Raw genomic sequence first — 21182 nt, 5'->3', positions numbered from 1 at the left:
CCTTTTTATCAAAACTATTCACATTATATCAGTTATCCACAGGGGCCGCAAGGGATTTAACTCGTCCAATAATTTCTGTTATTATCTCAATCCTCTTTTCTTTATCCATACCACTTACTTTAATGCCTATTTCCAAAGGTCCAGAAGCATTAAAGCTTATTCTTCTCCCCATACCCTTTGCCAATTGTAATAATTTTTCTCCGCTTAAATCAGGTGGCTGGTGAAAGGATATCTTAATAGTATCACGCTGTTGCTTTATTGTAGCTACCCTTATATTCTTGGCAGCAATTCTCAATTCTGCTAGCTTGATTAAGTTAGTCGCCTCAGGGGGCAGTTCCCCAAATCTATCAACTAACTCATCTATCAGCTCAGATAGCTGTTCTTTATTTTCCAGTGCCAATAACCTTTTATAGAATTCTATTTTTACTCCCGCATCGGCAATATACTCGTCGCTAAAATATGCGGAAATCTCTATGTCTATGTCTACTGAAGAATCTACTTTTTTTACTTCTCTCCCCTTTTCTTCCTCCACAGCCTGCTCCAATAGCCTGCAGTAAAGATCAAAACCCACTGCCATCATCTGACCATGTTGCTCAGGCCCTAATATATTTCCTGCTCCCCTTATTTCCAGATCCCGCATCGCAATCTTAAACCCAGCCCCTAACTGAGTAAATTCTTTTATTGCGTGCAGTCGCTTTTCCGCTACCTCTGTCATAACTTTATTTTGTTGATACGTAAAATAAGCATAAGCAATTCGGTTAGATCTACCTACTCTCCCGCGCAACTGATAAAGCTGGGATAAGCCCAGCTTATCAGCTTCACTAACTATAAGGGTATTCACATTTGGAATATCGATGCCATTCTCTATTATGGTAGTACAAACTAACAAATCTATCTCTTGTTCCAAAAACTTTAATATCACTTGTTCTAGTTGATCCTCACGCATTCGACCGTGAGCCACACCTATTTTAGCATGAGGCAATAACTGTTGTAACTTTCTAGCTTCGGCCTCAATACTAGATACCCTATTGTGAAGATAGAAAACTTGCCCTCCCCGACCCAGTTCTTTATTTACAGCTTCTTTAATTATCGATGGTGAATGCTCCACTACAAAGGTTTGCACTGGATATCTATCTTCAGGCGGAGTCTCAATCACACTCAAATCCCTGGCACCAATTAAAGACATGTGCAGCGTTCTGGGAATAGGTGTAGCAGAAAGCGTGAGTACATCAATATTCTCCTTTAGCTGCTTTAACTTCTCCTTGTGAGCCACACCAAAGCGTTGCTCCTCATCTACTATCAACAGACCTAAGTCCTTAAATTTAATATCTTTAGACAGAAGGCGATGGGTCCCCAATAGGATATCTAATCTCCCGCCCTTAACTCTTTCCATGATATCTCTCTGCTCTTTTGGTTTTCTAAACCTGCTCACCACATCAACTGCCACAGGGTAATTGGCAAGCCGTTCTTTAAAAGTCTTAAAGTGCTGATGCGCTAAAATTGTAGTTGGTACAAGCACCGCTACCTGCTTACCATCTACTACTGCTTTAAATGCAGCTCGCAAAGCCACTTCTGTCTTCCCGTAACCTACATCTCCACAAAGAAGTCTCTCCATGGGCTTAGACTTTTCCATATCCACCTTAACATCTATTATTGCCCTAAGTTGGTCCGGAGTCTCTTCATAGGGAAAAGCCTGTTCAAACTCTCGTTGCCACACATTGTCCTCAGAAAAAGCGAACCCAGGCTGTGCCTCTCTTATAGCATATAGCTTCAGTAGTTCTTGCGCCATCTCTTTAACAGATTCTTTTACCCTGTTCTTTACTTTATTCCATTCATTGCCCCCCAATTTGTTTAACTTGGGAGCGTAGTCTTCAGATCCCACATATTTTTGGATGAGATCCACTTGGTCAACGGGAACATATAGCTTATCCGCACCGGCATACTTTATTACAAAATAATCTTTGTGACTTTCCCCAATCTCCATCTTTTCAATACCTATGTATTTGCCAATCCCATGGCTTTCATGAACTACATAGTCCCCTTCCTTTAAGTCCACGAAAGGTGCTAGCTTTTCTTTTGGGATTGAGCCTTTTTTCTTAACTGCTTTCTTCTTTTGCTGTTCGTAAATTTCCCCTTCAGTTATTACCACTAAATTGGCTTGCAGTATTGTAAAGCCCCTGGAAAGTCCTCCCCTTATCATGTAAACCCTCTTGGGAAGTATTTTTCCCTTCCTTAAGCCTGCCTTCTCTAACGGCAAGTTAAATTCATCTAATGCTTGTTGCAGTAGCTCTTCGCGCCTTTCATCGGTCACAACTAACACTACAATCTTGCCTTCCCGAAGATAAGTCTTAATATCAGTAGCTAGAGTTTCAAGCTGAGCATGATAGTTGTGCATTAGTGTCCCGGAGAAACTCACTACTTTTTGAGGTTTAACTTTTGCCCCTTTTCGAGGTAACAAAGCCATATTCACAAGCTGCCTACTACTAAGATCTTCTTGCAACTCTGCTTCTGTTAATAAATTTTCGTCACTCTTAAATAAACTACTTCCTCTAGCATAGAGATCTGAAAAGGTTTCCACCCTTTCTTCTATATACTTATGGTACTCCTCCCAGCATCTACTGGGGTCCAATATAAATACCGCGGGACTTTTGGGAAAATAATCTGTTATGCTACTCAACTCTTCGTAAAAAAGAGGTAATAGCGAAGAGAGTCGTTGATCACTCCCTCCCATTTCAAGCATATCTATAATAGGCTTCACCTGCTCCTCCAGTGTCTCCCTTTGAGGATTTTCTTTCAAAAGCACTTCCAGTCTATCCTTACCCGTTGTCAATCGAGTCGAAGGCAGCAATATTTCTTCAGCAGGCGGTAACACTATTTCGCTTAGTATATCTTTAGACCTTTGACTAGCTAAATCAAAACTTCTTATACTGTCAATCTCATCATCAAAAAACTCTAGGCGCAAGGGGTCTTCCATAGTCAGGGGGAAAACGTCAATTATTCCGCCCCGAACACTGTACTGTCCTTTAGTATCCACAGTGGGTACTCTTTCATAACCCATTAACGCAAGTTCATTTGACAGTGCAGAAAAATCTATTACTTGGCCCACCTTTATTTTTTTCCAGTATTCCGTAAATTCTCCTTTAGGCATCATTTTTTGCCCCAACCCTTGCATAGATGTAACTACTATAGGTTTTTGGCTAAAACGAAGTAATTCCATAACCCGCATTCTCTGCTCTACCAAGTGATTGCTTGCCGCCATAACTGTAAAGGGCAGAGTTTCCCGCAATGGCAAATAAGCTACATCATTTGTTCCAGTTAAAACTTCTAGTTCTTCAGCCAACTTTTTAGCCGCAACCTCAGTATCGGTAACTGCCAATATAGGTCTAGAATTAGACATATTGACGCTGGCCAAAAAGTATGCTTGCTGAACTTCAGTTAATCCATAGACTAATTGTTGCTCTAGCCCCTGGTCAAGTCCTTCTAACACTGATTTAAACTCCGCTGAGTTAATTAAAGGAGAAAATAATCCCATGTTCATAAGACCACCTCGCATAATTCCATTACAAAAAGCCTTGGCTCAAGCCAAAGCTACTCATATTAGCTGTATAACTACCGTTTGTTTTTTGCTGAAACTATCTCCACTATCCATGTATTCCATGCCATGTGAAAAACAAAAGCTGCTATTACTGCTATTAAAAAAACTCCCGTCAGATTATACGCAAATTGAGCTATAAGACCCAAAGCTATATGGCTAAAAAGACTTACTATAGCCGCACTTCCTCCTTTATTTATAGCTGTTGTAGAATCGTAAAGGGCCTCTATTACTCCGAACACCAAATGAGTATAAAAAATCGATGCTCCCACCAATAGCGCTAACCCTGTTTTGAGAGTCTCTTCAACTAGAGGTACTAAATTTCCAATAGCCCTGTCTCCCACATCATTAACTATCCATCGGTTAATCACATAAGAAAAAAAAGCTGCCGTTAGTCCTGCAAATAAGAATTCCATGCTACTATTATACAGTTATTTAATTAAATTCATTCATCGCCTTATCTATTCCCGCTTCCACCCATGTTTCACTAGCTTCGGCCCCTAATTTCAGTGCATCCTCTACGGTTTTCCACTCTTCTTCAGAAAAACGACTGAGAACATAATCAGGAGTACTCCATCCAGATGGCGGTCTACCTATACCTACTTTAAGACGACAGAACTCTTCGGTTCCCAAATGTGATATTAGCGACTTAATGCCATTGTGCCCTCCAGCACTTCCCTTTTTTCTAAATCTAATTCTTCCCAGTTCTAGATCTAAATCATCGTAAATAACTAAAATATCTTCTGAAGGGATTTTGTAAAAATTAGCTATAGCACCTACCGCTTCTCCACTTAAATTCATATATGTCTGCGGTTTGGCTATTATAACCTTTTCCCCTCCTATTGTTCCTTCGCCTAATTCTGCCTTATATTTCTTCTTATCTATATCTATGGTAAGCATATCCGCCAATTGATCTGCTATCAAAAAACCTATATTGTGCTTAGTCATTTCGTATCTGGAACCGGGGTTTCCCAGCCCTACAATTAACTTCACTTAAAATCCTCCTCATCTTTATGTGCTTAACAGTTTCTATTCTCCTCGAGGATTTATAATTCCTGCTGCATATAAATAAAGCCGGGCGAATAGGCCCGACTTTATTTACTCCTCTTGTTCTTCCGCTTCCCCTTCTTGCTCCTCTGTGGCTTCTTTTGTCACTTCTTCTTTTTCTGTATCTTCTTCAGCCTCTACTTGTGGGTACGCCAACACCGCAATAGTTTCTTCACTGTCTGTCATCACTTCCACACCTTCTGGTGGCTGTATCTCTTTTACAGAAATACTATCCCCCATCTCCAGTTCACTCACATCTACTTCTATTTTCTCTGGAATGTTTGTAGGCAAACATTCCACCTCTATAGCCCGCAAAGGTTGTTGTAATATTCCCCCACCTTTTAAGCCCTCAGGCTCACCAGTTAAGTATATAGGCACCTCTGTAATCAGCTTATCCTTTAAAGAAACCTGATAAAAATCCACATGGGTGTACTTGCCAAGGGGGTGATTCTGTACGTCCCTAATCATTACATGATAGTCCTTATCTCCTGCCAGCTTTAGACTAATTAATCCCCCTTCACCCCCAGTGTGTAGAAGTTTTTCAAGGTCTTTAATCTTAACAGATAGTTTTATATTATCTACCTCTTTGCCATATAGTACACCGGGAAGCTGGCCAGCTGCCCTCAGTCTTCTCGCCTCACCTTTACCACTTTTTGTTCTCTTTTCCGCTTCAATAAAAACTAAATTAGACATAATTTATCACTCCTTTTGTTATCTATTTTTTCCCAGTTGTAACATATTTAATCTTATGAATGCATAAGTTGTAACAGGTTGTCTAAGAAAAAAGGAGGGTTCATAATGCAATATGAAAGTAAACACTTTTTAGGCTTACCCGTTGTGAGCTTAGACTTAGGCCAACAATTAGGTGTTGTAAAAAGCCTAATAATAGATCCAGAAACTGTTTCTTTAATGGGATTAGTAATAAGCAACAAAGGGTGGCTTTCTGAAAACAGGTTTCTGCCTTTCAGCAAGGTAAAAAGTGTAGGTAGGCATGCAGTAACCACAGAAAGTTCAAAAAGTCTAGAAAAAATTGTTCAAAGTAGTGATCACAGGCAGTTAGAGGGTGTTCAAGTTTTATCTTGTCAGGGCAATTTTTTGGGTACAGTAGAAGAGTTTACTATAGATGCTGAAACAGGAGAAATCGTTACTTTAGAGCTTTCAGGAAAGCTAATAAACAGCCTCCTCAAGGGCAAGGCCTCATTACCAAGAACTGCACTCCAAACAATGGGCAAAGATGTGATTGTTGCTGTTGCAGGTGCTGAGGAAAAGCTCACAGATAGAGAAAGTGCCATTCAGGAAACTGTTAAATCAGTAAGGGAAAAAACAAGTAAAGTACTTGATTCCACAGTGGAAAATTCAAAAAAATTTACCCAAGGATGGCGCGCACCGTGGAAAAATAACAAGGTTGATCTTAAATCAGAAAAACGAATGGAGGACCTAAAAGAAAAGACAGAAAATCCTCTCGAGGAAAATAAAGAAGAAAAAAGAGATAGCTAGGAGCTATCTCAATTTTTCTTCTATTTTATTTTTTATTTCTTTTACCTCTGCCGCAAGAATTCCTTTATGAAAAGCACTATCTCCGTGTAGATCACTAGTAATCAGCTCAGAAGCAAAAGGTAGATATCCTAAAACCGGAATTGGATCTAGCTCTTTTGCCACCTCTTCTTCTAACCCAGGATGCATTTTATTTACTACCGCATAGGTTTTTTGTACTCCTAGTTCTTCTGCTAGCTTAACCACATTATGAGCAGTTTGAAGACTGCGCTTTCCCGGTTCCACCACTACTATAAAGGCATCCACACCATCTCCAGTGCCTCTACCCATATGCTCTAGTCCTGCTTCCATATCTACAATCAAGGTCTCATTTTCATGTAACACTAAATGCCTTAATAAATGCTTTATTAACGCACTTTCTGGACAGATACATCCTCCACCGCCCCTATCTACGCCACCTAATTCCATTAATTTAATTCCGTATTCTTCAACTACATAACGCTGAGGGATGTCTTCCACCTTTGGATTCAAACTAAAAAACTGTCCACTGGTTCCCGGTTCTGCACCAGTTCGCTCTTTTATTAGCTTTTTATCCTTGCTGATTGTAATCAAATTGTCAATAGTACTTTTTGAAAAACCAAGAGCCAAACCCAAGTTTGCATCAGGATCTGCATCTACCGCTAGCACTTTATAGCCTTCTTGGGCATACAAATGCGCTAACAGCGAGGAAAGGGTTGTTTTCCCCACTCCACCTTTTCCAGATATTGCTATCTTTATTCCCGTATTACTAGTTCCCATAAACACCACCCGCTTCCTTAGTTTTCCTTTTAAGTAATAGTATAAGACAAACTAAGGTAAAAATACAGACTATTTTTACAAAAAAAGAGCATACCTGAAGTAATCTTCGGTATACTCTCCAATTTATTTCTTTCTTAGTCAAATAGTTTGCTAACTGATAAATCTTGATGAATTCTAATTATAGCTTCCCCAAGTAGAGGTGCTACAGATAGAGTTTTAATCTTTTCAATTTTCTTATCCTCAGTTAAAGGTATTGTATTAGAAACTACTATTTCTGAGATGGGGGAACCCTCTAGGCGCTCAATAGCAGGACCTGAAAGTACTGGGTGCGTACAGCATGCATATATTTCCTTAGCCCCCATATCCTTAAGTGCCTGCGCTCCATTAGTTATTGTCCCTGCTGTATCTATAATATCATCGGTCATAATAACCGTCTTGTCCTGAATATCTCCAATAACGTTCATAATCTCAGCCACATTGGCTTCAGGTCGACGTTTATCTATAATTGCAATGGATGCTCCCAAGCGATGCGCCAACTCCCTCGCTCTAGTTAACCCCCCCACATCAGGAGAAACAACTACAACATCCTCTAGTTTCTTTTGCTTATAATACTCCGCCAATATGGGTACTCCAGGTAAATGATCTACTGGAATGTCAAAGAAGCCCTGAATAGCCCCTGCATGCAAGTCCATAGTTGCTACTCGATTAGCACCAGCTTCTACTAATAGGTTTGCTACTAATTTAGCAGTAATAGGGTCTCTAGCTCTCGTCTTTCTCTCTTGACGGGCATATCCATAATATGGAATAACCACACTGATTCTACGTGCTGATGCCCTTCTTGCTGCATCCACCATTACCAATAATTCCATTAAATTTTCATTAACAGGATTAGAAGTCGGCTGCACAATAAATACATCTGCGCCCCTAACACTTTCATTGATAGCTACACTTGTTTCACCGTCTTTAAATCTGCCAATCTTTGCTTGTCCCGGTTTAACCCCTAAGTATTCGCATATTTCATTAGCTAATTGCGGGTTTGCATTACCGGAGAAAATTTTTAACTTCTGACTATAAACCGACATTAAATATAAACCCCCCGAATGTATTCATGCTTAAAAGCCAATATAGTTATTTCTGCTTTACTCGACATTTTTCCTTCTTTTTTTTAATTTTTTTTAGTTATTTTAGCCTTCCCCGCTAGATTAAGTCTTACGCTATTTTTTGCTCCAATTTTCAATATTCTTTTGCTTACTCCTAGCTACACTCAGAGAGTTATCAGGAACATCTTTTGTAATAGTAGATCCAGCACCAACAGTTGCCTTCTTTCCAACCTTAACTGGTGCTACTAAGTTTGTATTGCTGCCAATAAAAGCTCCATCTTCAACTTCAGTCTTATATTTTTCATATCCATCATAGTTGCAAGTTATTGTGCCCGCTCCAATGTTCACACTTTTCCCTATTATGGCATCACCGATGTAACTGTGATGAGGCACTTTACTTCCCTTTCCAATATGACTTTTCTTAACTTCTACAAAATCTCCGATCTTCACTTCATCCTCCAGTACAGTTTCTGGACGCACATAGGCAAAGGGACCAATTAAAGCTCTATCACCTATTTTTGCCCTTAAGACTACGGAAGTATCTATATTAGTTTGCTCACCAATTGCACTGTCTTCTATCCTTGTGTTAGGTCCAAGGTTACATTCACTGCCAATATTTGTCTTCCCTTTTATTACAACATTTGGTTCAATTATTGTATCAGGCCCCACCTCTACTAGTTCCTCAATATAAGTAGAATTGGGGTCCACAATAGTCACGCCAGCTTCCATTAGCTTGTTCAGTTTTCTCTGTCGCAAGACAGCCGACGCCTCAGCAAGTTGGACTCGGTTATTGATGCCCATAATTTCTTCTACATTTTCTAATTTAACCGCTGAAACAAAATCACCCTTGCTTACTAAAACCTCAATAACATCAGGCAGGTAGTACTCGCCCTGAGCATTTGCGGGAGTTATTTTGTTTAAAGCATAATTGAGCATCTCTTGATTAAAACAATATGTTCCACTATTAATTTCAGTTACTTTCTTCTCTTGATCAGAAGCATCCTTCTCCTCTACAATTTTGGATACTTGCCCTTGAGCGTTCCTAATTACTCTACCGTAACCAGTTGGGTTTTCAAAATCGCAAGTTAATACAGTAGCTTTAGATCCACTTTCTTGATGACTTTTAATTAATTTGCTCAAGCTCGCTTCCGTCAAGAGAGGCGTATCTCCACATAGTACTAGAACAGTGCCATTACTTGATTTTAGCTGAGGAGCAGCCTCCATTACAGCATGACCTGTGCCCAATTGCTGTTCTTGCACAGCATAATCCACACTTTCACCCAATTCTGATTTCACCGCATCTCGTTGATGGCCAACTACTAAAACTACTTGCTCTACGCCAGCTCCACTGCAAGCATCTATAACGTATTGAACCATAGTCTTACCATTTAATTTATGTAAGACCTTGGCCAACTTCGAATTCATTCTTGTCCCTTTTCCCGCCGCCAAAATTACTGCACTTACTGTCATCAATTCATCCCCTTCACATTAACATTTACTTAAAAACCTTAAATTACTGTACCTTTACTAACCCTACCTCTATATTATACCTTTACTTTAAAAAAATAAAAGGAGCTTATCAGCTCCTTTAGATTACTTATTCTTCAATTTTAAGCTGTAAGCGCCTCCTCATAAGCTTTAAGAACTGCACTCTGAATAATCGACCTGGCATCTGTAGAGATTGGGTGAGCTATATCCCTGTACTCACCATCTGGCGTCTTGCGGCTTGGCATTGCTACAAAGAGACCGTTTTGTCCTTCCACCACTTTCACATCGTGAATTACAAAGGCATCATCTAAAGTCACAGAGACTATTGCCTTCATCTTCCCCTCCATGTTGATTTTTCTCACTCTTACATCTGTTATGTTCAAAATCAGCCACCATCCTTTCCTCTCCTGCATAAATATGGTATAAGTCAATAATGTGTTATTTCTCCAGAAATTGAAAAAATCCTCCTTATATTTAGAGAATTTTTCCAACAAAGAAAGATGGCTTTATATTAACAATCTGTTTAACTTCATCTAATACTGTTAATTCTAGTAGTGCAACATAATCTGTTACCAATTTTTCCTCAGGTTCTTTCGTCGCCATAAATACCCCCATACCCATTACCTCTGCGCCAAACTCTTCCATCAAGTCTCGCATTCCTTTGGCTGTGCCTCCGGCTTTCATAAAATCGTCAATTATGAGTACTTTGGCCCCATTTGGAATGGCTCTTCGGGATAGGGACATAGTTTTTATGGACCTAGAAGATCCAGAAATATAGTTAATACTCACAGAAGATCCCTCTGTTACCTTGCTATCGTCCCTGATAATTACCAAGGGCAAATTAAAGGCTCTAGCAGTCATCATCGCTAAGGGAATTCCCTTTGTCTCAATTGTTATTACATAGTCTAAATCTAAATTACTAAAATGTTGAGCAAAAAATTCCCCCACCTTAGCCGAAACCTGAGCATCATAAACTAAATCAGCCACATATAAAAACCCCCCAGGAATGATGCGTTTGGGAGTTGCTAGTTTATCACACCAACTTCTCAGTATTTCTTCTGCCTTTGCAGAAGCTGTCATGGGGACATACTTAATACCACCGCTGGCTCCAGCAACAGTGTGTATTACACCATCTTCGCCCTTTTGCAGGGCTTCCTTTACAATAGTAATATCTTCACTAATAGTTGATTTTGCTGCCTGAAATTGCTCACAAAAATAGCTTAGCGAAAATAGCTTATTTGGATTGTCTACTAGCATTTTTGTTATTAAGACAAGTCGCTCACTGCGCCTCAATTTCATTTTCAAAACTTCCCCTCAATCTTTTCTAAGGTATCTTTTAACTAACTCCAAATCACTTAGTTTATCTACATCCATGCCCACTTCCGGATATTGAGAAATAATCCCTTTAGCTCTATAGCCCAAAATTTTAGATGCCCTTTCTTCCACCTCTCGGATTGAAAGCCTCTTCAATAAGAACTTAATAATAAAAGGTACCCCTAACATGCCTGCAAGCTTCAGTGGACTTTTTCGTAATTTCACAGCATCTTCTGCTTTAGCAGCACAGTCGGGTATTATCTTAGGGTCCACAAAGAACAGGTTGCCACCAGTAAATGTCCCCTCTTTTAAAGTAAAGTAGGTTCGCTTACTCTCAGGCAGCTTTTCTTCAGTCACCTTTTTAGGCACTATGGGATAAAAGATATCACCCTTAAGCTCTTGACAAGAATCCACAAAGTTATTTACCGCTTTTTCAGTGAGGAGGGGGATATCTGATGTAGCCACTAGCAACATCTCATCTTTGTTTAGGTGCTTTAGCCCATTCAACACTCCTTGGATAACTGTCTTCCCACCATCAACCATGATTATATCTTCCCTAGAAGCAAACAATTTTTGTAGCTCCTTTACTGGACCCACTAGTATGATATTGTCAAAGCGTCGGGATCCGCTGACAGCATCTACAACATACTCAACCATGGTCTTTTTGCCAATTCTAATCATAGCTTCGTCTTTAACATTTGTTTCCTGATTAAGTTCACCTTTATTAGAGCTACCAGCAAGTATTAAAGCGTCCATTTGAATCCCTCTCTTATACTTCGTCTTCCTGTAATGCATCAAGCATAATATTCTCAGCATTTTCTACGTGGTTTTGCGCTAAGTCTCGAGCTAAACAAATATTGCGTTCAGCTATGGCTTCTACTATTTGCTTGTGTTCCATTACAACCTCTCGCAAACGCCCAGGTACTGCTAGAGATGTAGTTCTAAAACGCTGGATTTGTTCTCGCAAATTACTAATAATCTGCACTAACTTCTCATTGCGACTAGCTTTATAAATTATATCGTGAAACCCCGTATCTATATCTACCAGGGTTTGAATATCATTGGAATTCACCAGTTCAGTAACTTTCACCAAATGCCGTTCCAACTCTTCTAACTCATCATCAGTACACCTTTCTGCTGCTAGACCCGCTGCCAATCCCTCTAGAGCCGCCCTTATTTCGAATACGTCTGCTATGTCCTTTAGAGAAATCCCAGCCACATACGCCCCTTTTCTAGGAACCATAACTACAAATCCCTCTAATTCCAATTTTCTTATAGCCTCCCTAACCGGCGTGCGACTAACTCCCATTTCCTCAGCTAGTTGCACTTCCATCAACCTTTCGCCCGGCTTCAAAGTGCCATTTATTATGGCATCCCGAAGAGAATCAAAAACTATTTCTCTTAATGGCCTATACGTGTCCAACTTTATTGGTATCATTTTTCCCATATTATTCCCCCCTTAAGCATAAATATTATTTTATATCGTTGTAGTTAAGTATGCAAAATATTCTTTCTGGGCAAAGTAATTTCTAATCCGCTTTCCTATTGAAAAATCTTGGGGCAATATGGCAAAGACACTAGGACCACTCCCAGACATAAGCGCTCTTTTTGCACCTAACCCTGTCATGTCAGATTTAATCTGGTATATTTCTTGGTGCATATTAGCAGTAACTTGCTCTAAGACATTACCGCAACCATTAACCAGTTCATCTATGTCTCCTACCTTCAGAGCTTCCATTACTTGTCCATTATTAGGCCTACCTTCAAGACTATTTATATCTAATTTCTTATAGATTTCTGCAGTAGATACCCCAAAGGATGGCTTGACCACTAGCACTGGTAGTTTAAGTTTTGATTTTAAGGGTGTTAACTGAGTCCCCTTGCCCTCAGCAAGAGCTGTCCCTCCCAAAAAACAAAAGGGGATATCTGCACCTAAAGGAGCTGCTATTTCCATTAACTGTTCTGTAGAAAGCCCCAAGCCCAACAATTTGTTTACACCTCGCATGGCAGCAGCTGCGTTACTACTCCCCCCCGCCAATCCTGCAGCCATAGGTATATTTTTTTCTAACCGCACCTTAATACCAGTTTCATTTGAGTAACCCGTTTGCTTTAACATAGCTGTTACGGCCTTATGGATTAGATTTTCTTCACCTGTAGGTATTTCCGGCTCATTGCACTCTATCAAAATACCCTTCTCACCTTTAACTTCAATAAAAAGTTCATCCCAAAGATCTATCTGTTGCATTATCATTTCTACCTGATGGTATCCATCAGGTAGTCTTCCTAATACATCTAAGGTTAAGTTTATTTTGGCAAACGCCTTTTCGTTTATCACATAAACACCCACTTACACTAAATTACTGTTCTTAATGTATTAGCTATTTATGGGTATAAATCCTCCCCAACAATGAATATTCTTAACTTGTGTTCATTTAAATATACCACATTTCGCCAATAGAGGGTATAATAGATTCATCCACACTTACAGGAGGTATTCACCGTGCAAGAAGAACAACTATGTTTACGCTGCAAGGAGCCCTTTTTTTCTCAAGCTAATCAATCTCTCTGTAATCGCTGTGCTGAATTGTTATTTAACAAGGTAAAGGAGTACATCAATGCCTACTCCTATAACTCCATCCAGGATATAGCTGATAATACTGGTGTGGAGAAAAAGTTAATCAATAAGTGGCTTAGAGAGGGGCGTCTAGAACTAGTTTCAGCAGATGCGCTAGCGGAAAAAGAAAAGTTACTAAACTTAAGTAAACAATACCAAGAAGCGCAGAAAACAACGGAAATGGAACAAAAAACAATAGCCTCTTCCAATAGAGCAAGTATGCACTACTTAAAATATAACAAATAGAGCCACTAAATAAATAGCGGCTCTATTTGTTATATTTTTCTTTTCTCTTTAGCAATTCTCATCATTTGCTCTTTTTTATTGAGTGGCGGCACTCTAGTAATATCTTTACGCATAAAAATCATAGCTTGTTGAGGACATTTTGATACACATACACCACAACCTAAACACCTTTCCTCATCCACATTTGCAGTTTCATTCACCTTAATGGCAGCAATGTGACAACTTTCCTCACATATTCCACAAGCGGTACAAGTATCTTCATTAACTTTAGGAATGAAGTTACTAGCATGCACAGAGGTTACTTGATGCTCATTAATTGATCGAAGCAATCCACAGCAACAGCCACAGCAATGACATATATATGCCGGGTTTTCTTGCACATTGTCCGCCAAATGCATTAAACCCAATTCAGCTGTGCGATCCAATACCCTCAACAACTCATCTGTAGTTGCAGGGCGAGCGAATCCTCTTTTAATTAACCACTTAGCTGCATTCCCCAAAGAAGTACATACATCTTCCAAAGGCGCATCACAATTCTTTCCTAAGTGAGCCATTTGGTGGCGACAGTAACACATGGTAAGTGCCCCACCACCTGAGTCCCTTATTATTTGAGAGGCCTTTTCATAAGTGAGAACTTCCGTTTTTACATCTTCCTCCATAACTTTTTCATATCCCAATGCTTGAAACATCTTGGTTTCAGCACCAAAAAATTCTTCAGCTACCCCTTCTTCATGATGATAAGCCTCAAATAGCTCTGCCAATTCTTTCATGGGAAGGTCTTTGTTAACACGCATAAAGGTATACTCAAAAAAACCTACAACTAATGGGCTCAACATATAATAGTTTTTTCCTTTGCGCTCAGCATCAATAACTAGCCCTTTGTTAGCCATATTTTCTAAGTGTGCTTTAAGGTGATCTAAGTTAATTTGAGTAGCTTTAGCAATTTTTTCAATAGGTACAGGCATTGGTGGAAAAGCGCTCCCAATTCGAGCTTCATCCTCTGTATAAAGGCGATACAAAATCTGCATTAGTGTTTCGCTCATTACTGCTCCCACAGGATTCTTATCTAATCGCTTTGCCAGTGCACGAAACACCTCTTCTTTAGCCACGTGATTCATGTGACCCAAAAAAATCCCCCCAATTGTATATTATTTTATAGTTTATTAGTTCTACTTTGATAGATTTATTCCTTTGAGTTTTTTAAAATTTCAAAATACTTTCGGGCAAAAAAAATAACACTCCTTGAGTGTTTATTGTTTTTTTGGTGCGGGAGAAGGGACTTGAACCCCCACGGTTGCCCGCCAGATCCTAAGTCTGGTGCGTCTGCCAATTCCGCCACTCCCGCATGCAATTTTCAACTGCAAGTATTATTATATGTAAATTGCACCTACTTGTCAACTGCTTTTTAAAGAAGGGCATTGCATAAAAAACTGTACACACCCAAAATATTATTCTTATTTTCACTCTCCATTAATTTAGCTTTTTCACATACAGCTCTATAGGTATTTCCTGCTCTTTATATTTATTTTCCGCTTCAAAATTATGATGATCTACTGTTTTATTTTTAATAAAATCCACAAAGCCCCACCGCTTGTAGAGGGATTTTACATCTTCATCATCTTTTCTCACACCGATACTTACCTCATAAAAACCTCTTTTTTTGACTAATTTTAAAGCACTTTCCATTAAGGCGCCCCCCATACCCTTTCTCCTATACATTGGATGTACTCTAAAGGTGCACAGATAAGCCCTGTTACTGCCATTGGCTTCTTCCTCATCCACCGAATTCCACACTATATGCAATTCTCCCAACAGTTTCCCTTCGTCTTCTACTACCAGGAAATCTTGTTGACCTTTTACGATATTTTGTTTGAATTTTTCCTTAGTAATAGGGTAGTTAGACCAAGACCAATCTAACTTAGTGAAGTCTTGTGTTGTACCGTGCCTAATATAATTACTCCAATCCATTTCTGCGTCCGCTCCTAATCTATTCCATGCTCCTTCTTATACTTTTCCCAATTCTCCTTCAAATCAAAAAAGCTTTCAAAGTCATTAAGTCTCACACAAAAGGGATTGTAAAGCCTTTCATGTTTTACAGTAGAGGATACTTCCTCCCCATAATCATGACCAGGCCATATAACTATGTGGTCATTGAGACTCATAAGCCTCTTTAAGCTACAAAACTGTTTTTCTGCATCCTCCCTATTAACTGTACCTCCGATCCTTCCCACAAAAATAGTGTCTCCAGTAAATAGATTCCCTGGCACCAATACGCAGATCGAGTCATCTGTATGCCCAGGCGTATGTAGTATTTGACCCTTGAAGCTGCCTAAGACAAACTCTCCTTTATAACCATACTTTATAATTTGTGGGGCAGGTGCGAATTTTTCTAAGATGTCCTTATTTCCCCTGGTATGGTCCCAGTGACCGTGAGTATTAATTAAGTATTTGACTTTAAAGTTCTTTTTACTTACAAACTCCAATAAAGCTTCAGGTTCTGGCGAAGGATCTATCAGAGCACAGGTTCCCACGTGCTCATCTGCTATTACATAGCCTAAATTTCTTCCTCCACCACAGTCGAATTGCCTAATTAACATAGGATACCTCCTTAGTTTTTCCTCAACCTCTCAAAGTCTGCTGGCAGCTGATATAAGTACTTTAAAAGCTGTTTTATAAATAGTATTAGTTGCCTCACATCTTCAGCATTTACCTTCACCATTGGATCAAATTTATCCACATGGTGTTTTAAAAGAACCACTTCACAGCTCCACTGGTAAAGTGAATTGTGCAAAAGCCCTTTATTGTTAAGGGATTCCATCCTACTAATCCCGCTCCCTTCCCTTTCCCCCATGTCAACAGTAACAGCTTCAACCGTCCGCAACGCCATTACTACTGCAGCCCGATAGCATTTGGCATCATAGGCAATAGCTGCTTCAGCAAATACAGAAGCTATACTCTCAGGTACATCCGCTGTGAGTTGCGCATTAGGGAGAGGCCACCAGTAAATTCCTTTATAAGGTCGCTCTTGCTCAGGGGTACTTCTATGATCTATCTCATCTTTATTGCACTGTTCTTCTACAACGACTACCCCTTGTTTGCAGTTCCTACAAACCAAAGAAGAAACTCTCTCTACTTTGTTGTAATAAACTGTTCCATCTCCCACTCTGATGAATTTATCGTAATCAAAAGTTACCGGCAAAGAACCCTCTATTTCAAAACTAGATTGCTTTTCACAGCGAGGGCAATAGCCACTAGGTCTGTCTGTATCTGGCAATCGCTCCTCTCCAATTCCCTTTTTTGCATCCATCTATTTCACCCACTTCACATTTCATTTGTATGTTTTGTTGTTACTTTTCTTTCTACAACACACTTAGATTATCCTTTCTATTGCAGCATTTATTACTTTAATTCAGGGTTGTTTAACAATATATTAAATTTTATGTTTATATATAAAATATCGTAATGCTTAGTTACCACTGAAAACGCTCCAAAAAGCAAGTTTATATGTTAGTATATAGTTAAACGAGAAAGTATTTTTTATCACAAGCTTATACTTAGTATAACTAAAAACTATTTTTAAATTGGAGGTGTTAACTATGCTAAAACTCCCTGGCTTAAAGATATGCCTTATAGCATTCTTGTTAATCGCTTCTCTTGCATTATTACCAGCTTGCCAGGAAACAAGTCCAAATGACCCCAACAGGGCTGAACCTCAAAAGGAAAATATCTCTACTAGCTTATTAACAAGAGCAGATAGTTTTTTTAAAGAAAATCCAGTAGATGTAATAACCGCAAGCGAAGTCTTTGAAAAAGTAGTAATGAGACCCGATCCGAACTACTATTTAATTGACTTAAGGGAGCAAGATGATTTTCTTGAAGCAAGCATCCAAGGCGCAGTGAATATCCCTTACAACTCTACCGGGCAAGTGGATCAGTTGCACAAAATCCCTGAGGGCTATCAGATTGTATTAATTTGCTACGATGGTTCCTTATCCAGTAAGTTGTCCCCTCTGTTGAGTATGTTAGGCTATGAGGTAACAGTAATGAATAACGGTATGTTGGGTTGGTACAACAATCCACCGGAAGTTTGTGAAATGGGCGATTATCCCGTAGTACAAGAACCTACACTAGCTAAAACAACCTACTCACTACCTCAGCTTGAGCTTCCTACTAAAAGTATAGAAGATACTTTGATGTATCTCAATGAAAAATTACGAAAAGATCTGAACGATACCACTAACAATATTTCTTCCAACAAGTTAGCTGCAGCTGACAACCAACACTTTTTGCTAGATCTAAGAGCAGAAGAGCATTATGCAAATGGCCATATCGAAGGAGCCATCAACATCCCTTTCGAGAGCTTGGGTGAGCGAGAAAACTTAACGCTACTTCCACCAGACAGGGAAATAATTTTAATCTGTTACACTGGCCACTTAGCCAACCAAGCATCTACTATCTTAAATCTATTGGGCTATGAAACCGTAGTTCTAAAGGATGGTATGAGCGACTGGACAACTCAAGTGGAATTTATCGGAGTACAACCAACAAAGTGTCAGTGGGTATCCTGTTATGCCGATGAAAACTTCGAAGCTGGCTTCCCCGTAGCGAAAGTTGAATGCGATTGGGGCGACTTGCCCACAGTTGAAACATTTATTGATGAGACAGATGATGAAGGTGGCTGAGCTTAGATCTATTTGTCCTCGTGTAGGACTCTCAGCACATATTTAAAAGGAGGTATAAATTTATGAAATTAAACAGGCGTACTTTCCTAAAAGCTACTGCTGTGGCCGGTGCAGCCAGTGCTGTACCCATTCAGTTTAGCTTACAGAAATATAGCGAAGCAGCTCAGGACGCTCCTTTAGAGAAGACATCTACTCTCTGCAACGGCTGCTCTAATATGTGCGGCATGTATATTTACAAAAAGAACAATCGTATTTGGAAAGCAGAAGGGCATCCCATCCATCTGAAAAGTAAAGGAAAGTTATGTGCTAGAGGGCACGGAATGGTAATAGATGTCTATAACCCAGATCGAGTTACCCAACCTATGAAACGAGTGGGTGAAATGGAATTCGAGCCCATCTCATGGGAGCAAGCATATGCAGAAATAGGCGAAAAACTTAACAGTATCGTAGAAGAACATTCAGGAAATTCCGTAGTTTGGATGGAACACGGTATACGAGGGAAGCACTACGCCGATATTCTTTTAGACTATATTGGCTCCCCAAACTACATTACTCATTACGCAACGTGCTTCACTTCTAAAACTAACGTATGGCCTAAAATGGTAGGAACTAACCTCTACGGAGATCACGAAAACGCTGATTATATGCTGTTTGTTGGCCGTAACTTTGCCGGTGGAATTATACCAAATGGCATGAATCAAGTGATGAAGGCAAAGGAGCGCGGGGCTAAGTTAGTAGTGGTAGATCCTAGGCACTCAGAAATGGCTATGGTAGCCGATGACTGGGTTCCCATTAAGCCTGGAACTGATTTAGCCTTTTTCCTGGCAATTGCTAATGTTTTAGTGACAGAAGGCCTTTACCATAGAGACTTTGTAAGTAGATTTGTGAATAACTTTGATGAGTTTTGGCAGGCCAACATGGAGTGTACCCCTGAGTGGGCAGAGGAAATCACAGACGTTCCTGCAAGTAAAATTAGAGAAATCGCGCGGGATATGGCCGCAAGTGCACCAAAATCATTTTTAGAGACTGGTTACCACGGATTAAATGCGCATTACCAAAACAGTGTTCAGCAAGCTCAAATGAATGTGATTATAAATGCACTACTAGGCAATATGTACAAAACAGGAGGCCTCTTGCCTTCAGCCGAGTTGGAACTAGGAGAGCTAGAGCGCAAACAGCCCCCTGAAATCGAAAAAGGAGATCGGTTAGATGGCGCCGGAGTAGATGGAATGCACCCAACAGTGGAGGCCTCTAGGGGAATTCCTCAGTTAGTTCCTAAACTGGTTGCAGAAGGCAAGGTCAAAGCTCTCTTCATATATCACTACAACCCATTGAGGACTGGACCAGACCCAGAATATCAAAAGCAGATGAAGGATGCGGATCTAGTTGTCTCAATCCCAGTGGATTGGAACGAGACATCTCTTTATACAGCAGACTATATTTTGCCTGAATCCTATTTCTTAGAGCGAACCGAGAGGCCAATTACAACTAGCGGTCATATTAGCCACCAGCACCCTCAAGTTGCAATTAGACAGCAAGTGCTAGATCCAGTACACAATACAAAGTCCTTGCTTCAAATACTTCAGGGGATCTCCCACCACATTGGGGCTGAGGAATACTTTGACTTTACAGTAGAAGAAGAAGTAGATGCCATGGTTGCACCCCTTGGCATTACAGGCAGCCAATTACGAGAGGCGGGGTGCTTAGAGTTTACTGATAAGAAGCTACCTAGCTTCCCTATGATCATGGGTAACTCAGCCTTACGAACCCCCTCTGGCAAAGTAGAATTTTCCGTGGGTATTTATAAGGCCAATGGGTTTAGCGGAGTTCCCAGATGGATCCCACCAAAGGTTACTCCTAAAGGAGAAGATCAGTTCCGTTTAATTCACGGAAAACAGCCTTGGCATTCCCATCATATTACCAGCAACAACCCCTATTTAATGGAAATATCCAAAGATTACAGGGGTACTCACATGTGGCTCAATACGTCCAGAGCTAAAAAACTGGGAATTAATGATGGAGATACTGTAGTTGTGGAAGCAGGAAAGGCAAAGAAATCTGTCCCCGTAAAAGTTACAGAACTCCTCCACCCAGATTGCGTATGGATACCTTCAGCTTATGGAGGATTTTCCAAAAAAGCTAAAACTGCATATGGTGTGGGCATTAACTACAATGAATTTTTACCTGCCATGGTGGAGCCTATCGCTGGAAGTGTAATGGGTCAAGAAATTATAGTTTCTATTAGAAAGGGGGAGGCTTAAATGGCTAAGTTTGGAATGTTAATCTATGCGTCACGCTGTACCGGATGCGGCGCATGTCGTATGGCATGTCAAATGCAATGGCAGCATCCGCCAGACATGACTTACAATAGACTGATTTTTAGAGAACAGGGAACATTCCCTAGAGCAAGGCAAGAAGTTTTTCCAGTCCAATGTCAGCATTGCGACAATCCACCTTGCCTTCATGTCTGCCCCACTAGGGCTACCTATAAAAGGTCTGATGGCATAGTTTTAGTGGACCATAAAAAATGTATCGGTTGCAAGTACTGCATGGTAGCTTGTCCCTACGAGGCTCGAACCATGGATCACGAAAAGCACGTACCTGAAAAATGTAAGTTCTGCGCTCAATATGTAGCCCAAGGCGAAGTGCCTCCCTGTGCCAGTACTTGTATGAATAACGTAAGAGTCTTTGGCGACTTAGATAACCCTAATAGTGAAATTAGCAAGCGATTAAATACAGAAAACACCTATCAACTTTTACCTGAAAAGGGAACAAAGCCACGCATTTATTATGTGCGAAATTAGACC

The 21182-nt window shown here is 40.0% G+C and carries 21 protein-coding genes and 1 tRNA gene; 5 read left to right on the top strand and 17 right to left on the bottom strand.

Annotated features, from left to right (window positions below):
- Window positions 1–28: 28 nt before the first annotated feature.
- From mfd to GGQ84_RS01245, 4 genes are all read right to left on the bottom strand, one after another.
- Complete coding sequence (gene mfd / locus GGQ84_RS01260) at window positions 29–3538, bottom strand: transcription-repair coupling factor (protein WP_429158056.1); 3510 nt, start codon at window positions 3536–3538, stop codon at window positions 29–31.
- Between the two features lie 71 nt (window positions 3539–3609).
- The gene (locus tag GGQ84_RS01255) at window positions 3610–4008 is read right to left on the bottom strand and encodes a hypothetical protein (RefSeq protein ID WP_429158054.1); all 399 of its coding nucleotides are present in this window, start codon (window positions 4006–4008) and stop codon (window positions 3610–3612) included.
- A gap of 19 nt (window positions 4009–4027) precedes the next feature.
- Window positions 4028–4585 carry an aminoacyl-tRNA hydrolase gene (gene pth, locus GGQ84_RS01250; protein ID WP_429158051.1) on the bottom strand — a complete coding sequence of 186 codons (558 nt, stop codon included), beginning with the start codon at window positions 4583–4585 and terminating at the stop codon, window positions 4028–4030.
- Window positions 4586–4690: 105 nt separating this feature from the next.
- The gene (locus tag GGQ84_RS01245) at window positions 4691–5332 is read right to left on the bottom strand and encodes a 50S ribosomal protein L25/general stress protein Ctc (RefSeq protein ID WP_429158048.1); all 642 of its coding nucleotides are present in this window, start codon (window positions 5330–5332) and stop codon (window positions 4691–4693) included.
- Window positions 5333–5437: 105 nt separating this feature from the next.
- On the opposite strand from GGQ84_RS01245, the gene GGQ84_RS01240 reads away from it, so the two are divergent.
- Entirely contained in the window at window positions 5438–6136 is a 699-nt protein-coding gene (locus GGQ84_RS01240; protein WP_429158045.1) for a PRC-barrel domain-containing protein, read from the top strand.
- A gap of 3 nt (window positions 6137–6139) precedes the next feature.
- Here the strand turns inward: GGQ84_RS01240 and GGQ84_RS01235 are convergent, their stop codons facing one another.
- The 8 genes from GGQ84_RS01235 to ispE form a co-directional block, all read right to left on the bottom strand.
- Window positions 6140–6931, bottom strand: a complete 792-nt coding sequence (locus GGQ84_RS01235) for an ATP-binding protein (RefSeq protein WP_429158044.1) — start codon at window positions 6929–6931, stop codon at window positions 6140–6142.
- Window positions 6932–7065: 134 nt separating this feature from the next.
- Window positions 7066–8013: a ribose-phosphate diphosphokinase gene (locus GGQ84_RS01230; RefSeq protein WP_429158042.1), complete on the bottom strand. Its 948-nt coding sequence runs from the start codon at window positions 8011–8013 to the stop codon at window positions 7066–7068.
- Between the two features lie 132 nt (window positions 8014–8145).
- Window positions 8146–9501 (bottom strand): bifunctional UDP-N-acetylglucosamine diphosphorylase/glucosamine-1-phosphate N-acetyltransferase GlmU, encoded by a 1356-nt coding sequence (glmU, locus tag GGQ84_RS01225; protein WP_429158039.1) that lies wholly within the window; start codon window positions 9499–9501, stop codon window positions 8146–8148.
- A 140-nt stretch (window positions 9502–9641) separates the two neighbouring features.
- A complete protein-coding gene (spoVG, locus tag GGQ84_RS01220) occupies window positions 9642–9902 on the bottom strand; it encodes a septation regulator SpoVG (protein WP_429158036.1) in 261 nt (86 codons plus the stop codon).
- A 91-nt stretch (window positions 9903–9993) separates the two neighbouring features.
- Window positions 9994–10818, bottom strand: a complete 825-nt coding sequence (purR, locus tag GGQ84_RS01215; protein WP_429158034.1) for a pur operon repressor — start codon at window positions 10816–10818, stop codon at window positions 9994–9996.
- A gap of 15 nt (window positions 10819–10833) precedes the next feature.
- On the bottom strand, window positions 10834–11589 hold the full coding sequence (locus tag GGQ84_RS01210; RefSeq protein WP_429158031.1) for a nucleotidyltransferase family protein: 756 nt from the start codon (window positions 11587–11589) through the stop codon (window positions 10834–10836).
- A 13-nt stretch (window positions 11590–11602) separates the two neighbouring features.
- Window positions 11603–12280, bottom strand: coding sequence for a GntR family transcriptional regulator (locus tag GGQ84_RS01205; RefSeq protein WP_429158028.1), 678 nt, complete (start codon window positions 12278–12280; stop codon window positions 11603–11605).
- 30 nt (window positions 12281–12310) lie between these two features.
- Window positions 12311–13168, bottom strand: coding sequence for a 4-(cytidine 5'-diphospho)-2-C-methyl-D-erythritol kinase (ispE, locus tag GGQ84_RS01200; protein ID WP_429158025.1), 858 nt, complete (start codon window positions 13166–13168; stop codon window positions 12311–12313).
- Window positions 13169–13333: 165 nt separating this feature from the next.
- Between ispE and GGQ84_RS01195 the strand changes: the two genes are divergently transcribed.
- The gene (locus GGQ84_RS01195) at window positions 13334–13693 is read left to right on the top strand and encodes a hypothetical protein (protein WP_429158022.1); all 360 of its coding nucleotides are present in this window, start codon (window positions 13334–13336) and stop codon (window positions 13691–13693) included.
- 29 nt (window positions 13694–13722) lie between these two features.
- Here the strand turns inward: GGQ84_RS01195 and GGQ84_RS01190 are convergent, their stop codons facing one another.
- From GGQ84_RS01190 to GGQ84_RS01170, 5 genes are all read right to left on the bottom strand, one after another.
- Window positions 13723–14811 carry a 4Fe-4S binding protein gene (locus GGQ84_RS01190; protein ID WP_429158232.1) on the bottom strand — a complete coding sequence of 363 codons (1089 nt, stop codon included), beginning with the start codon at window positions 14809–14811 and terminating at the stop codon, window positions 13723–13725.
- 144 nt (window positions 14812–14955) lie between these two features.
- Window positions 14956–15038 (bottom strand) — tRNA-Leu (locus GGQ84_RS01185).
- A gap of 125 nt (window positions 15039–15163) precedes the next feature.
- Window positions 15164–15661, bottom strand: a complete 498-nt coding sequence (locus GGQ84_RS01180; RefSeq protein ID WP_429158019.1) for a GNAT family N-acetyltransferase — start codon at window positions 15659–15661, stop codon at window positions 15164–15166.
- Between the two features lie 14 nt (window positions 15662–15675).
- Window positions 15676–16290, bottom strand: coding sequence for a hydroxyacylglutathione hydrolase family protein (locus tag GGQ84_RS01175; protein ID WP_429158016.1), 615 nt, complete (start codon window positions 16288–16290; stop codon window positions 15676–15678).
- A gap of 11 nt (window positions 16291–16301) precedes the next feature.
- Complete coding sequence (locus GGQ84_RS01170) at window positions 16302–17000, bottom strand: DUF4145 domain-containing protein (protein ID WP_429158013.1); 699 nt, start codon at window positions 16998–17000, stop codon at window positions 16302–16304.
- Window positions 17001–17289: 289 nt separating this feature from the next.
- Here GGQ84_RS01170 and GGQ84_RS01165 point away from each other — a divergent pair, with 289 nt between their 5' ends.
- The 3 genes from GGQ84_RS01165 (at window position 17290) to GGQ84_RS01155 (ending at window position 21179) form a co-directional block, all read left to right on the top strand.
- Window positions 17290–18375 (top strand): rhodanese-like domain-containing protein, encoded by a 1086-nt coding sequence (locus tag GGQ84_RS01165; RefSeq protein WP_429158010.1) that lies wholly within the window; start codon window positions 17290–17292, stop codon window positions 18373–18375.
- A gap of 62 nt (window positions 18376–18437) precedes the next feature.
- Window positions 18438–20636: a respiratory selenite reductase catalytic subunit SrrA gene (srrA, locus tag GGQ84_RS01160; protein ID WP_429158007.1), complete on the top strand. Its 2199-nt coding sequence runs from the start codon at window positions 18438–18440 to the stop codon at window positions 20634–20636.
- On the top strand, window positions 20637–21179 hold the full coding sequence (locus tag GGQ84_RS01155) for a 4Fe-4S dicluster domain-containing protein (RefSeq protein ID WP_429158005.1): 543 nt from the start codon (window positions 20637–20639) through the stop codon (window positions 21177–21179).
- Window positions 21180–21182: the final 3 nt, after the last annotated feature.

It is taken from the genome of Desulfitispora alkaliphila, from assembly GCF_050433185.1.
Lineage (GTDB): Bacteria > Bacillota > Desulfitisporia > Desulfitisporales > Desulfitisporaceae > Desulfitispora > Desulfitispora alkaliphila.
This window is presented reverse-complemented; position numbering and strand designations above follow the sequence as displayed.

Coding starts and splice junctions, on each gene's coding strand:
- GGQ84_RS01210 (WP_429158031.1), bottom strand. CDS start 11,589: ATGGACGCTTTAATACTTGCTGGTAGCTCTAATAAAGGTGAACTTAAT.
- GGQ84_RS01255 (WP_429158054.1), bottom strand. CDS start 4,008: ATGGAATTCTTATTTGCAGGACTAACGGCAGCTTTTTTTTCTTATGTG.
- srrA (WP_429158007.1), top strand. CDS start 18,438: ATGAAATTAAACAGGCGTACTTTCCTAAAAGCTACTGCTGTGGCCGGT.
- purR (WP_429158034.1), bottom strand. CDS start 10,818: ATGAAATTGAGGCGCAGTGAGCGACTTGTCTTAATAACAAAAATGCTA.
- mfd (WP_429158056.1), bottom strand. CDS start 3,538: ATGAACATGGGATTATTTTCTCCTTTAATTAACTCAGCGGAGTTTAAA.
- GGQ84_RS01170 (WP_429158013.1), bottom strand. CDS start 17,000: ATGGATGCAAAAAAGGGAATTGGAGAGGAGCGATTGCCAGATACAGAC.
- GGQ84_RS01245 (WP_429158048.1), bottom strand. CDS start 5,332: ATGTCTAATTTAGTTTTTATTGAAGCGGAAAAGAGAACAAAAAGTGGT.
- GGQ84_RS01190 (WP_429158232.1), bottom strand. CDS start 14,811: ATGAATCACGTGGCTAAAGAAGAGGTGTTTCGTGCACTGGCAAAGCGA.
- GGQ84_RS01165 (WP_429158010.1), top strand. CDS start 17,290: ATGCTAAAACTCCCTGGCTTAAAGATATGCCTTATAGCATTCTTGTTA.
- GGQ84_RS01205 (WP_429158028.1), bottom strand. CDS start 12,280: ATGGGAAAAATGATACCAATAAAGTTGGACACGTATAGGCCATTAAGA.
- GGQ84_RS01235 (WP_429158044.1), bottom strand. CDS start 6,931: ATGGGAACTAGTAATACGGGAATAAAGATAGCAATATCTGGAAAAGGT.
- GGQ84_RS01180 (WP_429158019.1), bottom strand. CDS start 15,661: ATGGATTGGAGTAATTATATTAGGCACGGTACAACACAAGACTTCACT.
- glmU (WP_429158039.1), bottom strand. CDS start 9,501: ATGACAGTAAGTGCAGTAATTTTGGCGGCGGGAAAAGGGACAAGAATG.
- GGQ84_RS01175 (WP_429158016.1), bottom strand. CDS start 16,290: ATGTTAATTAGGCAATTCGACTGTGGTGGAGGAAGAAATTTAGGCTAT.
- GGQ84_RS01155 (WP_429158005.1), top strand. CDS start 20,637: ATGGCTAAGTTTGGAATGTTAATCTATGCGTCACGCTGTACCGGATGC.
- GGQ84_RS01240 (WP_429158045.1), top strand. CDS start 5,438: ATGCAATATGAAAGTAAACACTTTTTAGGCTTACCCGTTGTGAGCTTA.
- GGQ84_RS01230 (WP_429158042.1), bottom strand. CDS start 8,013: ATGTCGGTTTATAGTCAGAAGTTAAAAATTTTCTCCGGTAATGCAAAC.